Origin of the sequence: Rossellomorea marisflavi, from assembly GCF_022170785.1 — a bacterium.
In the GTDB taxonomy this organism is placed as follows: domain Bacteria; phylum Bacillota; class Bacilli; order Bacillales; family Bacillaceae_B; genus Rossellomorea; species Rossellomorea marisflavi_B.
Map to the genome: position 1 here is coordinate 3,916,413 of NZ_CP081870.1, position 14,549 is coordinate 3,930,961.

The following is a 14,549-nucleotide window of genomic DNA, read 5'->3' on the forward strand; positions in this document are numbered from 1 at the left end:
TGAATGATGAAGAAACTTATTCGCTACAGCATCGTAACCGTGAGCCTCGTTTTCGTAGGCGTGAATACATATCTAATTGAAAAAGCCGACAGCCGGGTCGACCGGGAAGTCCGCATCAACCACTGGGAACTGAGCCGTCAGGAAACCCTCAGGGACATGCTCTACAAGCCTGGAGTGGTCATTCCAGAGGAAGATCAGTATCTCTACTTCAATGATGAGTCTGCCACCTTCAAAAAGTTCCTAATAAAAGAAGGGGAACAGGTCAAATCAGGAACACCCCTATATGAATATGAGGTCACCGATCAGTATCAACAACGCGACGTGCTGAAATCGGAAGTGGAGAAGCTGGAAGAAGATGCTTCCAACATTAAAGATGCCATTAGCGAACTATCCAAGCTGGTCACTTCCCTTCCATCCCCATCCTCCGATGAAAAAGATGCTCCCATCGAAGCAGGGGCCTTACAATCAGAGTATGATATCAAGCGTGAAATGGTTTCTAAACAGCTTGAAGCCGAGCAACTTGAGAGCCAGATCAAGAGCCTCGAAAAGCAGATCGCCGCTATCGATTCATATGAGACGACCCTTACAGTGGAGAGCAGCGTGAGCGGGACGGTCAAAAGTCTGTCACACGAAATCCAGAATCCCCTCGTCACGATCGCTTCGGATTCCACTGTCGTCACGACCGATCTGACAGAGCTAGAAGTCGATGAGGTGGAGGAAAACTTGAATGTCCGGGTGAAGCATGACGGGAAGAAATCCCTTGATGGGGTCATCACCAAAGTGGACCGCCTGCCGAAAGCCGACCCCCATCTGAAGACCGAAAGCCTTTATCCTGCGGAGGTACAAGTGCAGGAAGCGCAGTGGAGACCCGGTCAGCACGTGTCCCTTTCCATCATCATGGAGGAAGCGAAGGATGTCGTTACGGTACCTGTCTCCGCCATTGAGAAGGTGGACGACCAGGCGTACCTCTGGATTATGACGAAAAACGGCACCGTCAAAAAGCGCAAGATCGAGACGGGTCTTGAAGTCGACGGGCGTCAGGCCATCACCTCAGGCGTAAAAGCCGGAGAAATGTATGTGGAGGAACCGGAAGAGATTACAGCCCTGAAGGATCAGACAAGATTCATCACGGCCCTTGACTGGCGCCGATTGAAAATCCGTGATTTCAAGACCCTTGACCGCGCTGATGTGTACACTAACCTGATGCTTGGAATACTGGAGCGAAAATAAATTGACTCGAGAAACTGGGACAAAAATGTTTCAGTCATAGTAGAACCCGAATTCATTTGCCTAAGATCAGGCTAATGAATTCGGGTTTTCACTTTGTTTCATGGCTATTTTCCAGCGGTTGATTGGAGTGCAAGACGAAGACTTCCGCGGGAAGAGTAGCTGTTATGAGGAGGCCTGCCGTGGAAAGGGTAGTCTTTCACGGAAATCATGAGCAGCAAAAAGAATCTACACGTATCGTGTTCTTGATTAAATGAACTCTCTTTAGTTTTGCCTCAACCTCTTTTTATCCCTCATTATCGGCCCATCCTTTGTTCATACTAAGATCAACAATGAAAAAAGGAGACGTCTACTATGAACGGATCGAAAAAGATCGCCTGCATCCTGCTTCCACTTATCCTCCTGGCATTTACGGCGCCCACTGCGTGCCTCCATGCCGCTGCCCCCAAAAAGAATGTCATCTTCATGATCATGGATGGCACGAATTCAGATGCCGTCACCCTTTCACGATGGTATAAAGGATCACCGCTCCACCTGGATGGCATCCTAACGGGTGGGGTGAGGACCTACTCAGCTGAATCGGCCATCACGGACTCTGCCGCAGCCGGGACGGCCATGGCGACAGGGGTGAAGACAAAAGCCGATTACATCGGCATGGACCCCGAAGGTCGACCCCTCATCACGGTACTTGAAGCCGCTAAGTTGCATGGCTATGCAACAGGGATCGTCGCCACCTCCCCTGTTCAACATGCCACACCCGCCGCCTTCACCTCCCATGCCATCACACGGGAGGAGTTCAGCTCCATCGGCGAACAGCAGGTATATCAGGATCTCGATGTTGTCCTTGGAGGAGGTTCCGCATGGCTTGCACCGAAGGAAAAGAATCTTCCCCAGGATGACGGTATGCTGAAGACCGACGAGGTCACCCGCAAGGATGGAGAGGATTTAAAAAAACCCCTTCGAGACGCTGGATATGCCTACATAGACAACAGGAAGGAACTGCTCTTGGAGCCTTCTGCCGGAAAGCTGTGGGGAGCGTTTGCTTTAGAGGACCTTTCCTACGATCTGGACCGGAGCGAGCTGAAGCCGGATGAGCCTACCCTGAGCGAGATGACCCGGACGGCCATCTCCCACCTGTCCAAGGAAAAGACCGGCTTCTTCCTCATGGTTGAAGGAAGCAAGGTCGATTGGGCCGCTCATCAACATGATCCCGTAGGTATGATCAGTGAAATCCTGAGCTTCGACCGTGCCGTCGGCGAGGCCTTGACGTTTGCAAAAAAAGATGGGAACACAATGGTCGTCGCCGTGACAGACCATGGCAACAGCGGGCTTACAATCGGAAATACTGACCTTGACGGATCGTATAAGCACCAGTCCATGAAACGCTTCATCGATCCTCTGAAGAAAGCGAGACTCACCGTCGAAGGCGCTACCTCCCTTCTTGAAGGAAAAGATGCCACGGATGCCCTCGGTGCATACGGCCTGGACTCTCAATCATGCCGATGGAGCCCTTCCAAGAAGGAATTGAAAGCACAGATGACCTCCTCCCTTTCACAAAAAGCTGGACTCGGATTCACCACCCATGGACATACAGGTGAAGATGTCTTCCTTTATGCATTCGGTCCCGGCAAGCCTTCGGGACTTCATGAAAACACCGATCTCCCCGGGATCATGGCTGACTTCCTCGGCTTTTCCCTGGACACCTATCGCTCCTGGTATGTAGATGGAAGAGATTCTCTTGAAAAACAGGGATACGAGGTCACGTTGAAAACAGGGACAGCCAACCCCGAATTGCTGGCCAAGAAAGGGAAAACGATCCTCCGATTCCCTGAAAACAAGAACTACTACATGTCGAATGATGACAAAATCCCATTGAAAAGCGTCACGGTTTTCAACGGGAAGACCTTCTATATCCACTTGGATTCCATGTAGGGCACTTCGACAAAAAATACAGCGGCCCCTCTTCCCTCCTCTTCGCACCCGATTTGCGTTATAATAAAAGAATGCGATTTTATAGATTGGAGAGGTTAGCTGATGTCGATTCGTATTGAGGAACTGAAGGAACAACTTTATCACGTGAGCGAATCCCTCGAGGAAGTACTTGACCCTAAACGTGAAGCGGACCGCAATATCGTTTCCAAAGGGCTCATGCTCTTCAGGCAGAATTCGGTCTCACAGGTGAAGGTGCGCGATGAAGAAGTGATGGCCCAGGTCCAGGATGTGACGCCCGTCTCCGTGGAGCTGAACTTCACCTTCCCCCTCATCTCTTCCTGTTCTTGCCCTCAGGACGTGTTCTGCCGCCATCAGCTGGCCGTATTTTTGTTCTTATTGAATAAGACGGGCAGCGTCAGCGAGTGGGTCGGCAACTGGCGGAGCGGAAAACACGATACAGCCGGCGGACTTGAAGACCTGATGAAGAAGCACGGGGGCTTGAAGAAAGCGAGCGACCTGCTCAAAGAGCGGAAAACACGGGGGAACACCCCTGAGGAGTGGTGGGATTACTTCCATACCCTCCTGAAGCCGGATGACTTTGAGCTTCTGCAGAGGCAGCCTTATATCATGGATGTGCTCGTACAGAATATCATGAAGCGTTTCATGAAGGAGTCACCCTTCGAGCGTGAATGGAAGCCCCTTTACAAGCTGTATGCCACGCTCTACCTGACGATCCATCTCGACCGCTTCCTTCAGGAAAAAGGCGTGAAGGCCGGTACGGAGCAATACAGCATGTATGATTATCTCCTTGGTGAAATGGAGGATGCATTGGAGAAGATGTCTGTGCATGCTATGCCGTTCAGCTTCGATCCATATATTGCTTTCTTGAAGGAAAAAACCGTGTGGCTCAGTGACTCCACCAAAAACAGCACCTTGATCAAGGCCGAAGTGTATCGTTTCCTCTGGTACTTCCTCTTTAAACAGAAGGCTTGGAGACAGGAGGAAATCAAACGGATCTCTGAGTCGGGTGAAGACCTTGAAACGTTCGGTCACCTTGCCCTCCTGCACCACTATCTGATGCTTGAAGAATTCGACAAAGCCGATGGAGTGGCAAAGGGACTAGGAAGTGAACTGGTTTCGTTCTCTGAATTTTGGCTGCGCAAGTTCTTCACCGGCAGACGGTACGAAGCGGGACTTTTCCTTGTCAGGCACCTCCTTGAGCGACTCCCGGAACATGTCGGATACCTCGATCAGTTCGAAGCGTCCCGTTTCGTCCGCTGGTTCATCCGCATCATGCCCATGGACTGGCTCACGGAAAAAGATCCGCTGCTCGTCAAGGAACTTCTCCTTGCCATGCTTCCGTACAGCTTCTTCCATTACAATGAATATCTGATCAATGTAAAGGAGTACAAGGAATGGGTAGAGCTGCAGCGTTATATGAACTACAGCATTCCTGAAATGGAAGGGATGGGACTGAAGGATCTCACGAAGGAACAACCGGAACTCGCCCTCCCCCTTTATTTCAGCGGGGTCATGAACGCAATCGAGCAGAAGAACCGTGATAGCTACAGGCAGGCGGTCCGCTACATGAAAAAAATTCGGACCATCTACCGGAAGCTGAAGCAGACGGATAAGTGGGACCAATTCCTGTCCTATATCCTAGATAGATTCAAACGCCTCCGGGCTTTCCAAGAAGAATGCAGAAAGGGTAAGTTAATCGATGCTTAAATTGTCTTCCGTCAAGATTAATGTTGAACCATCTGAATATGGCGAACGCTTTGTGCTGACCGCACAGAATGAAAACGGGGAATGGATTCACCCGGTTGAATGGAAGAGCCAGCTTTTCCTCTGGCATGAAGAGAGCTACTACGGGACCCTCATCGAAGAAGATGGGATGAGTGTATCTGCAGGGCACTGGGATTTCCTCACCTTATTGGCAGGTGAACGATTCAGCTCCCTTGTAAGCTGGGACTGGAATGAATCCGGGCAAGCCTATCTTGCTGTCGCACCGATCCTCCTCGGAGCAATCGAAGCGGGAAAATGGCTTCCCCGCTTCGATGAATGGCAGGAGCAGGGGCTCCAGTTCCACGTTCCCGATGAAGTCTGGGATAATTTCAACAGCGAATTCTGGGACGAAACCCTACCAGATGGCAGGAACGTGAAGGAACTGACGGATGGGTGGTTCCAAACCTCCCTACAGGACGCCATGAACGCCGGAGGGTCGGGTGCCATGAAGCGGATCCGTAAGCTGAAGGAAAGCACCCTGACGCCTGAAGAGCTTTCCGCCTATTTCGACGAGCAACGCTGGAGCGAGTGGGTCAGCGGCGAAGACCAGGATCTCCCCTTCACCATCGGCCTCCGCATCACAGAGCCACTGGATGAAGAAGACACATGGCAGCTCGAAACGATTCTACGGGACAAAAAGCGGACCAGCCGCGTGATTTCCCTGTTAGAGGATACGGTACCCGCCACTTGGAAGCCTCATCTGAAGGAAGTCAGCGCCGAACAGGAGCGCTGGGGGAATATGCTCCCGATCCTGAAGGATGAAGACGGGAAGCTCCGCACGAGCCTCGGTGAACACGATGCCTGGGACTTCCTTTCGATCCTCAGTGAGAAGCTCATCGATCTGAATATCGAGATCCTCCTTCCGTCCTGGTGGGAAGCGATGAAGGATGCACAGGTACTCGTGAAAGCAAAATTGAAGAATACCGATACGACCTACCGTCCGTCCTTCGTGGGACTGAATGCCATGCTCGACTTCGACTGGCGTCTGTCCATGAACGGGGTCAATCTGTCTGAAGAGGATTTCAACCAGCTCGTGGAAGACCAGCGCCGCCTCGTCAAGATTCGCGGACAGTGGATGAAGCTCGATCCCGCCATGATCAGGCGCATCCAGCAGATGATGACCAAAGCAAAGGAAGAAGGAATCTCGATTCAGGATATGCTCGAGCAGGAGCTTGTCCCTGATGACGGGGAAGGCGGCATGACCGAAGAAGGGGAAGATGAAGACGGGACAAAGTATGCCCGCATCCAGCTTGAACTGAACCGTTCCATGAAGAAGATGATCCATCAGCTGACGAACGTATCCACCATCCCGATCACGCCTACGCCCGATGACTTCATCGGTGAGCTCCGGCCTTACCAGGAGCTCGGGATGAGCTGGATGCTATTCCTGAGGAAGTTCGGGTTCGGTGCCTGTCTTGCCGACGATATGGGACTCGGAAAGACCGTACAGCTCATCACCTATCTCCTTCATGTGAAGGAGCATGAAAAGGCAGATTTCCCTGCCTTGATCATTGCGCCAACATCGGTCCTTGGGAACTGGCAGCGCGAACTGGAGAAATTCGCCCCATCCTTGAATGTACGACTCCATTACGGGCAAGTCCGGGCAAAAGGCGAAGAGTTTCAAAAGGCCATCGAAGGAGTCGATGTGCTCCTCACCTCGTACGGATTGTCCCATCTGGATTTCGAGGAGCTGTCAGAGGTGACCTGGAGCTCCATCTCACTGGATGAAGCCCAGAACATCAAGAACTCCAACACGAAACAATCCCGTGCCATCCGGAAGCTTAAAGGGAATCATCATATCGCCCTGACCGGCACGCCGATGGAGAACCGCCTGTCGGAGCTGTGGGCGATCTTCGACTTCCTCAATCAGGGGTATCTTGGTGGATTCACCTATTATCAGAAGCACTATATTGCACCGATTGAAAAGGATGAAGACGAAGAAAGGGTCAAAGCCCTGCAAGCCAAGATCAAACCGTTCCTCCTGAGACGGACGAAGAAGGATCCAGAGGTCGAGCTCAATCTCCCTGAAAAGCTCGAGCAGAAGGAATACTGCGCCCTCACGGCTGAGCAGGCGGCCCTATATGAGCAGCTCGTCAAGGATACCCTGGCCAAAGTCGAAACCCTGAGCGGCTTCGAGCGCAAAGGATTGATCCTGCAGATGCTCAATCAGCTCAAGCAATTGTGCAACCACCCTGCCCTCTATCTGAAGGAGCCGGATCCCAAGTCGATCCTGAGCCGTTCGGAGAAGATGCAGAAGTTGAGGAGCATCGTGGAAACGGCACTCGATTCAGGAGAAGCATGCCTTATCTTCACCCAGTATATCTCCATGGGGGAAATGATTCAGGACATGATGAAAGAAGAATTTAATGTCGACGCGCCTTTCCTTAACGGCAGCATGGCGAAAGCCAAACGGGACGAACTCGTCGATCGCTTCCAGAACGGGGAATTTCCCATCTTCCTTCTCTCGTTGAAAGCAGGAGGCACCGGGTTGAACCTGACCGCCGCCAACCATGTGGTCCATTATGACCGCTGGTGGAACCCGGCAGTCGAGAATCAGGCGACAGACAGGGCTTACCGGATCGGGCAAAAACGATTCGTCCACGTCCACAAGCTCGTCGCTTCCGGAACCCTCGAAGAAAAGATCGATGCCATGCTTACGAAAAAGCAAGCGCTCAACGATGAAATCATCCGCAGCGACCAGTGGGTCACGGAGCTATCCGACCAGGATCTCCAATCCCTACTCGTATTGGAATAACATCAGGCCATCCGGAAACACCGGATGGCCTGTTTTGCGCATAAAAAATCCGGTCTTCGTGGAAGACCGGTCAATAGTAGGGGAAATTGAGGGGTTCATTGATTCTATATAAGAAGCTTTACAGAGGTTGGTGGTTCGAGGTTCAAGCGTATAGGTTGGTGGTACGTAAAAGTCTTAGGGATTCTTAGGATGAGGGGATCAAGGAAGGGCCTGCATATTCATAACCCTGTTCAAGGGCGGTAATTCGTTGGGATAGATAAAAGTTCTCTACATTGGTGCGGGCCACTTTCTTGATGAGGTCTTCGTTCAATTGCTCCAAGCGATCGATTCGTGTTTCCAGCTCTTTCATACCTTCTTCTCCTCTTCATCAAAATGGGATCTCGATCGCTTCCTTCCTCGTTTCTTCGGGAGGCTTGCTGTCGAGGAAACGGACGTTCTCGGCTACCACTTCCGTCACATACGTGCGCTTTCCCGTTTCATTTTCGTAGGATCTCGTCTGGATCCTTCCAGTCACTCCGATGACGGACCCCTTCCGGCAGTATTTTTCCGTGTTATCCGCCGCCCTGTTCCACAGCGTGCAGAGGACAAAATCCGTATCGATCTGCCCCTGCTGATTCTTGAATTGCCGGTTCACGGCCACAGTCACATTGAGGACCGATTTTCCTTCAAGGGTTTTCCTGGACTCGGGGTCCTTCGTCAGCCTGCCAACAAGCGTCACTTGATTGATCACTTTTTTTAACTCCTTTCTTCTGAAATTGTTATCATCATAGCCCCTCCCTGCACACTTGTAAAATCGTCAATTCATCAAATTCATAGGGGCATGAAAGAGAATAACAGGAGTTTCTCCTAGGGAAACTTCCTTTTTACCGGTGAAATCCACCTTAAAAATGCAAAATTCACCTCTAGCGTGATTTTTCTCGTTGGCGAATTGAGCTAGGGGTGTGCCTCTTCATATGATATAATTTTTAAAAACCCTTAAGGAGGTTCGGTGATGAAAACATTCAAGGTGGTTTCACTGCAGGTAGTTCAAAACGACGAACTCGTGGATGTTGATATCGTGGATGGACTGATCATCAATAAAGAAGATGGCAAGAAGACATGGCTCGTAGAAACCCTCCTGACCAATGATCATATTGAATTCTTCCAAGAGGCCCAGCAAAAAAGCGAGGACCTTGAGATCCAGGTGGTGATCTCCCACAAAGGGAACGATCCTGCCGCCTTCATGACGTCGATCCGATGCATCAAAGAGCTCGGTGCAAATATCAGCATCATGTTTGAAGGAAAGCTGAAAAAGCAGAAGAATGAATACGCCGAACTCCTGTTGGACGACTTGATTCAAAAAGGGATGTCTGGGGAAGAACTGTTGCAGGCATTCAGAGATAAAATGGTGGAAAAACCGAGGATTCCTGCCAACTCAAAGGCCGGTACTTGATAAACATACACAATTATGTAAAAACAAATAGAGCCTTTCTCTGTATTTTGCTATACTAATAACAACGAGAACGAAAATCCTCAGGCAGGTGAGCTCATTGATCGGAGAACGAGTAAAGAAATACCGTACGGAAAAAAAGATGTCCATGACGGAGCTGGCTGACCGGGCAGGCGTCGCCAAGTCCTATCTAAGCTCCATTGAGCGAAACCTTCAACAGAATCCGTCCGTTCAATTCCTTGAAAAAGTATCGGCAGCACTAGGAATTTCCATGGATGCCCTTCTCCATGATGCTCCGGAAGAAACACCACTGGACTATGAATGGATGAAAATCACCGAAGAAGCCATGGATTCCGGTATCACCAAAGATCAATTTCGGGAATTCATCGAATTCAATAAATGGAAGCTTGGACAAAAATAAAGTCTTGAGAATCATCTATTCTCAAGACTTTTTCCATCGGAAGGACTCTTCAGAGGACTGATCCGATGCTCTCATACTTTTTATGCGAACGATCTGTTTGTGGTTCTTCAAGAAATTCCTTGACCTCCCTCAGCGTTATCCCGGCTGTTTTTGCCTCTTTCATCAACTCTACCCATTCTTGATCCAATTCACGATTGCCCATTTAATCTCCTCCCAAAATACATGACTGTATTTCAGGCAATCCAGCCATCCTAGTGTTCGATACGCTCCTGCTGACGGGAATCATTGCGCATATGTCCAACCTTAGACCTGTGACTTTGCGTCCCTGCCTTTCAGCAGGTTTGCCTTTATCTGATTACCTGACTGTGGATTTAATTCCATTATAATCCTCATCTGCGGAAGAAGATGTTGGATTTTGTCGGCTCAGTAAAAATTCTATACCCTAAATTCCATCATAATAACCAATTATTACACACTATTCAGAAAATTCTTGATTCTATTGCTTTTCCTTGTCGAATCAGCGGTCTGAGAAATCTCCCTGAAACTTACAGGAGGTTTGACCGGAAGTGCCGTGAGGTCATATCCGCACGCTGGACAGATCCACTCCCCGCTCTCGGCACTGCTGAAAGATGGACGCATACATCGGCTGCAATCTTTTTTGAACATTCCCTTCACCCCGCACTTTCAGATTTTCGTTTCATCAGGACGTTACATGCCAGGACGATGATCCCCGTCGTCATAAGGAGGCCGCCGATCAACAGCCATCGATAAAGATCCGTTCCCGTGTTCGGCAGGAAACCTGTCGGTGAGGGGCCGCCTCCCGCAGGGATCACCTGCCCACCGTTCGTTCCCTCAACATCCTTCACTCCCTTGTCAGGAGCGAATAAGGAGGAGGCCTGAACCTGGATCTCGAATCGTGCCACGGTTCCCTGGAACTCGTTGCCAAGCTCATAGGGCATTTTAACGATGAGGAGCAGTTCATCTCCTGAGCCCTTCGCAAGCTCCCTTGCTTTGAAGGAAGATGCATCCTTCAATTTCCCATCGAACAGGATGGTGTTGCCATGAAGCAGCGTCATATCCAATTCGTTGTATAGAATATCCGTCTCCGATAGATTTCTCACAGTAAGAGTGTAAGCAAGGTCTTCATCGCCTTCGTTATGGACGGTAAGCGAGCGTTCTACCCAATCTCCAGGTTTGGCATTCTTGATATCGAACAGATAGGATCCGCTAGGCTCAATCGTCATCCCTGGACCTTCCCCATGAGCCGTCGAGAGAGTAAAGAAACCGAACAGGAGAGGAAAAAGAATATAAAAGAGCATCCGATGCTTCATCATGTTCATTCCTTTTTATCTGAAATGTAATCTCTATCAAACATGTCGTTCGTTTTAATGAACACCTATCTGTAGTATACGGTTTAAGCGAAACCTCTCAAAACATCATATGAAGCGATTTAGGATATATATTCCATCTGTTTCTCCCTTATCCTCATTCCGTCTCTCGTTTTCTGAATGTTTTGTACTTTATAAAAGAAATTTTGTTCATTATAATGAAATCACTCAATCAAAAAGGAGAGCGACCTATGCTAGGAAGCAGATTAAAGGAAATTCGTGAAAAGAAAAACATAACCATCAATGAACTATCCCAGCGATCATCGGTTTCCAAATCATATATCAGTTCAATCGAGAGGGGCTTGCAGCAAAACCCTTCCTTGGAAATTATGCAGAAGCTGAGCCGTGCCCTCGACGTTTCGTTGGATGCAATACTTTTGGAAGGAGATGAGGAGCTCGAAGAGTGGATCGCCTCGCTCAAGCAGGCGATTGAAGGCGGACTTACAAAGAAGGATTTCTTTGGGTTTCTCCAAGGATGGCTATGAATAAATGGATCTCAGTCATTGGGATTTTACTGATTTGTACAGGTCTTGTGTATGTGGGTGCCTCCCTCTTCGGCATTCAGGAGCAGAAGCACGCTCGTGATGAATCAATGGTTTCCGCCCAAAAGGCCATCAGTGCGGGTGCCGGGACTCCCTCAGAGGATCGGGAGAACGGGGAAGCTATCGGGATTCTGCGCATCCCGGCTCTTGACAGGGAGGTACCCATCGTGACGGGGGCTGATGAGGATGATTTGGAGAAGGGGGTCGGTCATGTGCCCTCTACTGCACTTCCAGGGGAAGGAGAACGGATTTTCCTTGCAGGCCACCGTGATACAGTATTCACACGGATGGGTGAACTGAAGCCGGGAGATGTACTGGAGATCCGCCTAGCTGAAGGGACGTTCACCTATCGGATCACAGGCAGTGTGATCGTGGATCAGGACGATCTGTCAGTGATGGAGCCAGCGGGGGAAGAGATGCTGACATTATCAACCTGTTATCCCTTCGAGTACCTCTCCAGTACCGATCAGCGCTACATCATCCATGCGCGCCCCGTCCATTGATCCCTGTCCATGAAAAAAGCCGATCCATATGCGGATCGGCTTTTTGCTTTATTCGCTTTTTTCTCCAAGGGCAAACATCATCTCAAGTTCGCAGGCTACTTCCCCGTCAACGGTGGCAACGCCCTTCCCTTTTCCGATGGCACCTTTGAAGCGGACCATTTCGACTTCAAGTCTGAGCTGATCCCCTGGTTTCACCTGACGCTTGAAGCGGCACTTATCAATTCCGGTAAAGAAAGCAAGTCTTCCTCTGTTTTCTTCCTTCTTCAGCATAGCAACAGCTCCTACCTGAGCAAGGGCCTCGACGATGAGCACGCCCGGCATGACCGGGTAGTCCGGGAAGTGACCGTTGAAGAATTCTTCATTGGCTGTGACGTTCTTGATGCCGATCGCGCTTTTCCCTTCTTCTACTTCGAGGATGCGATCCACAAGAAGAAAAGGATAGCGATGCGGGATGATGTCTTTGATTTCATTGATATCTAACATGAATGGTCCTCCTACAGTGGTATGTCCCCTTTATTGTACAGAATTGAAGGGGAGAATGGAATAGAACGAAGAAAAGGCCCTGAGCTTCAGAGGCCTTTTCGTTATTTTGCTTTTTTGACGATGTCTGCAATATGCTGCCATGTTTCGGCTTTGAACACATCAGAGGCTTTTCCGTCACCGATGACGGCATATCCAAAAACGGCTCCAAGGGCAAGAAACCCGGCGAACAGCACGAGGAATAAAAGGACGCGGAGCCAGATCGGGAAAAGGCGTACCCGTACCCATCTGGGTGCAGCCTGTTCCTCGGCTGTCTTCGTTTCTTCAGTTGGTTGCTCCTGCAACAGTTCTTTTTCGCTCATCTGTTCAAAACTCCTTTAGCGTATACCGTTGACCAATCCCATCATCTGATCGGCCATGGTGATGGATCGTGTCTGGAACTGATAGGAACGCTGGACATTCAGCAGGTCCGTCATTTCCTTGCCCACATCCACGTTCGATGCTTCCAGGGCCTCTTGGCTGATGGAAATGCCCGTTCGCCCGGCACCGGTCAGATTCGTCAAGACTTCGTTCCGGGTCACACCTAGATCGGTCCTCAGTCCGATCAGATTACCGCCGAGTTGTTCGAGGAACTGGGGACGGGCGATCGTCACAATGCCGAGGTCTACGTTCTCGGTCCCCGCTGGCCCTATGATGCTCAGCACGCCATTATCGCCAAGCTCGAAGGTGGAAGCTTCATCCGAGAACGTGATCGGATCATCATTCTCATCCAGGATCGGGAATCCCGAAGCATTCACGAGCATGGACCGGCCATTTTCCATGGGAGTGGAGTAGAAGGCACCGTCTCTCGTATAGCGGACATCGGTTCCATCATCCACTTTGAAGAACTGACGCTCATCCTTCAGGGCAAAGTCCAGGGACCTCCCCGTAGCCTTCAGGGTGCCCTGTGTGAGGTTCAAAGCAGTTTTGGATAGTCGTGCCCCGCTTCCTTCCCTGACGCCAAGAGGAGTGAGTCTGCCGCCTTCAAAGCGGTCCACGCGCTGGTTGTTCACCTGTTGGACCAGTAGATCGGAAAACGTAGCTTCCCTCTTTTTGTAGCCGGTGGTATCGGCATTCGATAGGTTGTTCCCGATCAAGTCCATCTGCTTTTGAAGCTGACCAAGTGTGTTTGTGGCTGTCACCATCGTCCGGTTCATGATTTTGTCCCCTTTATTATAAGGTAACTCCTGTCGAATTTCATTGACAATCTTTTACTACCCATTCACACGCCCGATTTCATTCGCCGCTTTGTCCATGCTGCGATCATACGCCTGAAGGACCTTCTGATTCGCCTCGAACGCACGGTAAGAAGAAAGCATATCAGTCATGCTCCTGGACGCATCGACGTTCGATCGTTCAAGCTGACCCTGGACCATGGTGAAGGTGCCTGCCTGAGCAGGGGTCAGAGCTGTTTCAGAAGAGAAAAGACCGTCCCCTTCTTTCACCAGGTCTTGCGCATTTCCTGTGTAGGCGATGCCAAGTGAAGACTCCTGTGCTCCGTTCACCAGAATCTCCCCATTGTCGCCAAGGCTGAATTCGTCGGAATCAAGCTGGATCCGCTCCCCGTTCCCATCAAGGACATAGTGCCCGCTATTGGTAGTGAGGAATCCGTTGCCGTTGACTGTGAAATTCCCATTTCTTGTGTATCGCTCTTCCCCGCCATCTCCTTCAACGGTGAACAGGACGGCTCCCCCCTCATCTGGAAGGGTTCCCGTAATCAAGGCGATATCCGTGGCATTGCCCGTTTCCTGCAGGTCACCTTGGGTAAAGGTCGGGATGGTTTCCTGCATATAGACACCCGTATTCAAGCTCCCGATACTCCGGTGAAGAGGAAGGGACAGTCGATTGTCGGTCGGGACGGTCGTCGAGTCCATGCGTTGCATGAGCATTTCAGGGAAAGCCCGCATCGCAGCCGTGTCCGCTTTATAGCCCGGCGTGTTGGCATTGGAGATATTATTGGTCAGCATTTCGGTTTTCCGCTGCTGTGACAGCATGCCGGATGCCACCGTATAGAATCCTCGGAACATAACGTCCACCTCATTTCTTAT

Annotated in this window: 16 protein-coding genes and 1 riboswitch; of the genes, 8 read left to right on the plus strand and 8 right to left on the minus strand. The window is 50.3% G+C overall.

All coding sequences use genetic code 11. From position 1 onward, the window contains the following. Positions 1-3 precede the first annotated feature (3 nt). The 4 genes from K6T23_RS20225 (at position 4) to K6T23_RS20240 (ending at position 7,699) form a co-directional block, all read left to right on the plus strand. The gene (locus K6T23_RS20225; protein WP_238283126.1) at positions 4-1,230 is read left to right on the plus strand and encodes an efflux RND transporter periplasmic adaptor subunit; all 1,227 of its coding nucleotides are present in this window, start codon (positions 4-6) and stop codon (positions 1,228-1,230) included. A 351-nt stretch (positions 1,231-1,581) separates the two neighbouring features. Continuing rightward, positions 1,582-3,159: an alkaline phosphatase gene (locus K6T23_RS20230; RefSeq protein ID WP_238283128.1), complete on the plus strand. Its 1,578-nt coding sequence runs from the start codon at positions 1,582-1,584 to the stop codon at positions 3,157-3,159. 102 nt (positions 3,160-3,261) lie between these two features. Next, positions 3,262-4,887 carry an SWIM zinc finger family protein gene (locus tag K6T23_RS20235; protein WP_238283130.1) on the plus strand — a complete coding sequence of 542 codons (1,626 nt, stop codon included), beginning with the start codon at positions 3,262-3,264 and terminating at the stop codon, positions 4,885-4,887. Next, a complete protein-coding gene (locus K6T23_RS20240; RefSeq protein ID WP_238283132.1) occupies positions 4,880-7,699 on the plus strand; it encodes a DEAD/DEAH box helicase in 2,820 nt (939 codons plus the stop codon). The genes K6T23_RS20235 and K6T23_RS20240 overlap by 8 nt, the downstream gene beginning before the upstream one ends. A gap of 184 nt (positions 7,700-7,883) precedes the next feature. Here the strand turns inward: K6T23_RS20240 and K6T23_RS20245 are convergent, their stop codons facing one another. Together K6T23_RS20245 and K6T23_RS20250 are read right to left on the minus strand one after the other, a co-directional pair. Then, positions 7,884-8,048, minus strand: a complete 165-nt coding sequence (locus tag K6T23_RS20245; RefSeq protein WP_156450683.1) for a hypothetical protein — start codon at positions 8,046-8,048, stop codon at positions 7,884-7,886. A gap of 18 nt (positions 8,049-8,066) precedes the next feature. Then, the gene (locus K6T23_RS20250) at positions 8,067-8,429 is read right to left on the minus strand and encodes a single-stranded DNA-binding protein (RefSeq protein ID WP_048004891.1); all 363 of its coding nucleotides are present in this window, start codon (positions 8,427-8,429) and stop codon (positions 8,067-8,069) included. Between the two features lie 261 nt (positions 8,430-8,690). On the opposite strand from K6T23_RS20250, the gene K6T23_RS20255 reads away from it, so the two are divergent. Next, positions 8,691-9,131 carry a YwpF-like family protein gene (locus tag K6T23_RS20255; RefSeq protein ID WP_159645623.1) on the plus strand — a complete coding sequence of 147 codons (441 nt, stop codon included), beginning with the start codon at positions 8,691-8,693 and terminating at the stop codon, positions 9,129-9,131. Between the two features lie 97 nt (positions 9,132-9,228). Beyond that, positions 9,229-9,549, plus strand: a complete 321-nt coding sequence (locus K6T23_RS20260) for a helix-turn-helix domain-containing protein (RefSeq protein ID WP_053429610.1) — start codon at positions 9,229-9,231, stop codon at positions 9,547-9,549. A 49-nt stretch (positions 9,550-9,598) separates the two neighbouring features. Here the strand turns inward: K6T23_RS20260 and K6T23_RS20265 are convergent, their stop codons facing one another. Both K6T23_RS20265 and K6T23_RS20270 read right to left on the minus strand, forming a co-directional pair. Continuing rightward, entirely contained in the window at positions 9,599-9,751 is a 153-nt protein-coding gene (locus K6T23_RS20265; RefSeq protein ID WP_238283134.1) for an anti-repressor SinI family protein, read from the minus strand. 31 nt (positions 9,752-9,782) lie between these two features. Beyond that, a riboswitch (cyclic di-GMP riboswitch) is annotated at positions 9,783-9,905 on the minus strand. Between the two features lie 315 nt (positions 9,906-10,220). Further along, on the minus strand, positions 10,221-10,883 hold the full coding sequence (locus tag K6T23_RS20270; protein ID WP_238283136.1) for an LPXTG cell wall anchor domain-containing protein: 663 nt from the start codon (positions 10,881-10,883) through the stop codon (positions 10,221-10,223). A gap of 245 nt (positions 10,884-11,128) precedes the next feature. Here K6T23_RS20270 and K6T23_RS20275 point away from each other — a divergent pair, with 245 nt between their 5' ends. Then, complete coding sequence (locus K6T23_RS20275) at positions 11,129-11,422, plus strand: helix-turn-helix domain-containing protein (protein ID WP_238283138.1); 294 nt, start codon at positions 11,129-11,131, stop codon at positions 11,420-11,422. Next, positions 11,419-11,982, plus strand: coding sequence for a class D sortase (locus K6T23_RS20280; RefSeq protein ID WP_238283140.1), 564 nt, complete (start codon positions 11,419-11,421; stop codon positions 11,980-11,982). Before K6T23_RS20275 ends, K6T23_RS20280 begins: the two co-directional genes overlap by 4 nt. A gap of 48 nt (positions 11,983-12,030) precedes the next feature. Here the strand turns inward: K6T23_RS20280 and fabZ are convergent, their stop codons facing one another. The 4 genes from fabZ to K6T23_RS20300 all read right to left on the minus strand — a co-directional run bounded on the left by fabZ (position 12,031) and on the right by K6T23_RS20300 (position 14,528). Then, positions 12,031-12,465, minus strand: coding sequence for a 3-hydroxyacyl-ACP dehydratase FabZ (gene fabZ, locus K6T23_RS20285; protein ID WP_048004885.1), 435 nt, complete (start codon positions 12,463-12,465; stop codon positions 12,031-12,033). A 101-nt stretch (positions 12,466-12,566) separates the two neighbouring features. Then, positions 12,567-12,824 carry a DNA-directed RNA polymerase subunit beta gene (locus tag K6T23_RS20290; RefSeq protein ID WP_048004884.1) on the minus strand — a complete coding sequence of 86 codons (258 nt, stop codon included), beginning with the start codon at positions 12,822-12,824 and terminating at the stop codon, positions 12,567-12,569. Between the two features lie 15 nt (positions 12,825-12,839). Beyond that, a complete protein-coding gene (locus tag K6T23_RS20295; RefSeq protein ID WP_238283141.1) occupies positions 12,840-13,658 on the minus strand; it encodes a flagellar hook-basal body protein in 819 nt (272 codons plus the stop codon). Between the two features lie 57 nt (positions 13,659-13,715). Then, a complete protein-coding gene (locus K6T23_RS20300) occupies positions 13,716-14,528 on the minus strand; it encodes a flagellar hook-basal body protein (protein ID WP_238283143.1) in 813 nt (270 codons plus the stop codon). Positions 14,529-14,549 lie beyond the last annotated feature (21 nt).

Excerpts from the sequence above, each read along its gene's own strand:
- K6T23_RS20225 (WP_238283126.1), top strand. The coding sequence starts at position 4 with ATGATGAAGAAACTTATTCGCTACAGCATCGTAACCGTGAGCCTCGTT.
- K6T23_RS20230 (WP_238283128.1), top strand. The coding sequence starts at position 1,582 with ATGAACGGATCGAAAAAGATCGCCTGCATCCTGCTTCCACTTATCCTC.
- K6T23_RS20235 (WP_238283130.1), top strand. The coding sequence starts at position 3,262 with ATGTCGATTCGTATTGAGGAACTGAAGGAACAACTTTATCACGTGAGC.
- K6T23_RS20240 (WP_238283132.1), top strand. The coding sequence starts at position 4,880 with ATGCTTAAATTGTCTTCCGTCAAGATTAATGTTGAACCATCTGAATAT.
- K6T23_RS20245 (WP_156450683.1), bottom strand. The coding sequence starts at position 8,048 with ATGAAAGAGCTGGAAACACGAATCGATCGCTTGGAGCAATTGAACGAA.
- K6T23_RS20255 (WP_159645623.1), top strand. The coding sequence starts at position 8,691 with ATGAAAACATTCAAGGTGGTTTCACTGCAGGTAGTTCAAAACGACGAA.
- K6T23_RS20265 (WP_238283134.1), bottom strand. The coding sequence starts at position 9,751 with ATGGGCAATCGTGAATTGGATCAAGAATGGGTAGAGTTGATGAAAGAG.
- K6T23_RS20270 (WP_238283136.1), bottom strand. The coding sequence starts at position 10,883 with ATGATGAAGCATCGGATGCTCTTTTATATTCTTTTTCCTCTCCTGTTC.
- K6T23_RS20275 (WP_238283138.1), top strand. The coding sequence starts at position 11,129 with ATGCTAGGAAGCAGATTAAAGGAAATTCGTGAAAAGAAAAACATAACC.
- K6T23_RS20280 (WP_238283140.1), top strand. The coding sequence starts at position 11,419 with ATGAATAAATGGATCTCAGTCATTGGGATTTTACTGATTTGTACAGGT.
- fabZ (WP_048004885.1), bottom strand. The coding sequence starts at position 12,465 with ATGTTAGATATCAATGAAATCAAAGACATCATCCCGCATCGCTATCCT.
- K6T23_RS20290 (WP_048004884.1), bottom strand. The coding sequence starts at position 12,824 with ATGAGCGAAAAAGAACTGTTGCAGGAGCAACCAACTGAAGAAACGAAG.
- K6T23_RS20295 (WP_238283141.1), bottom strand. The coding sequence starts at position 13,658 with ATGAACCGGACGATGGTGACAGCCACAAACACACTTGGTCAGCTTCAA.
- K6T23_RS20300 (WP_238283143.1), bottom strand. The coding sequence starts at position 14,528 with ATGTTCCGAGGATTCTATACGGTGGCATCCGGCATGCTGTCACAGCAG.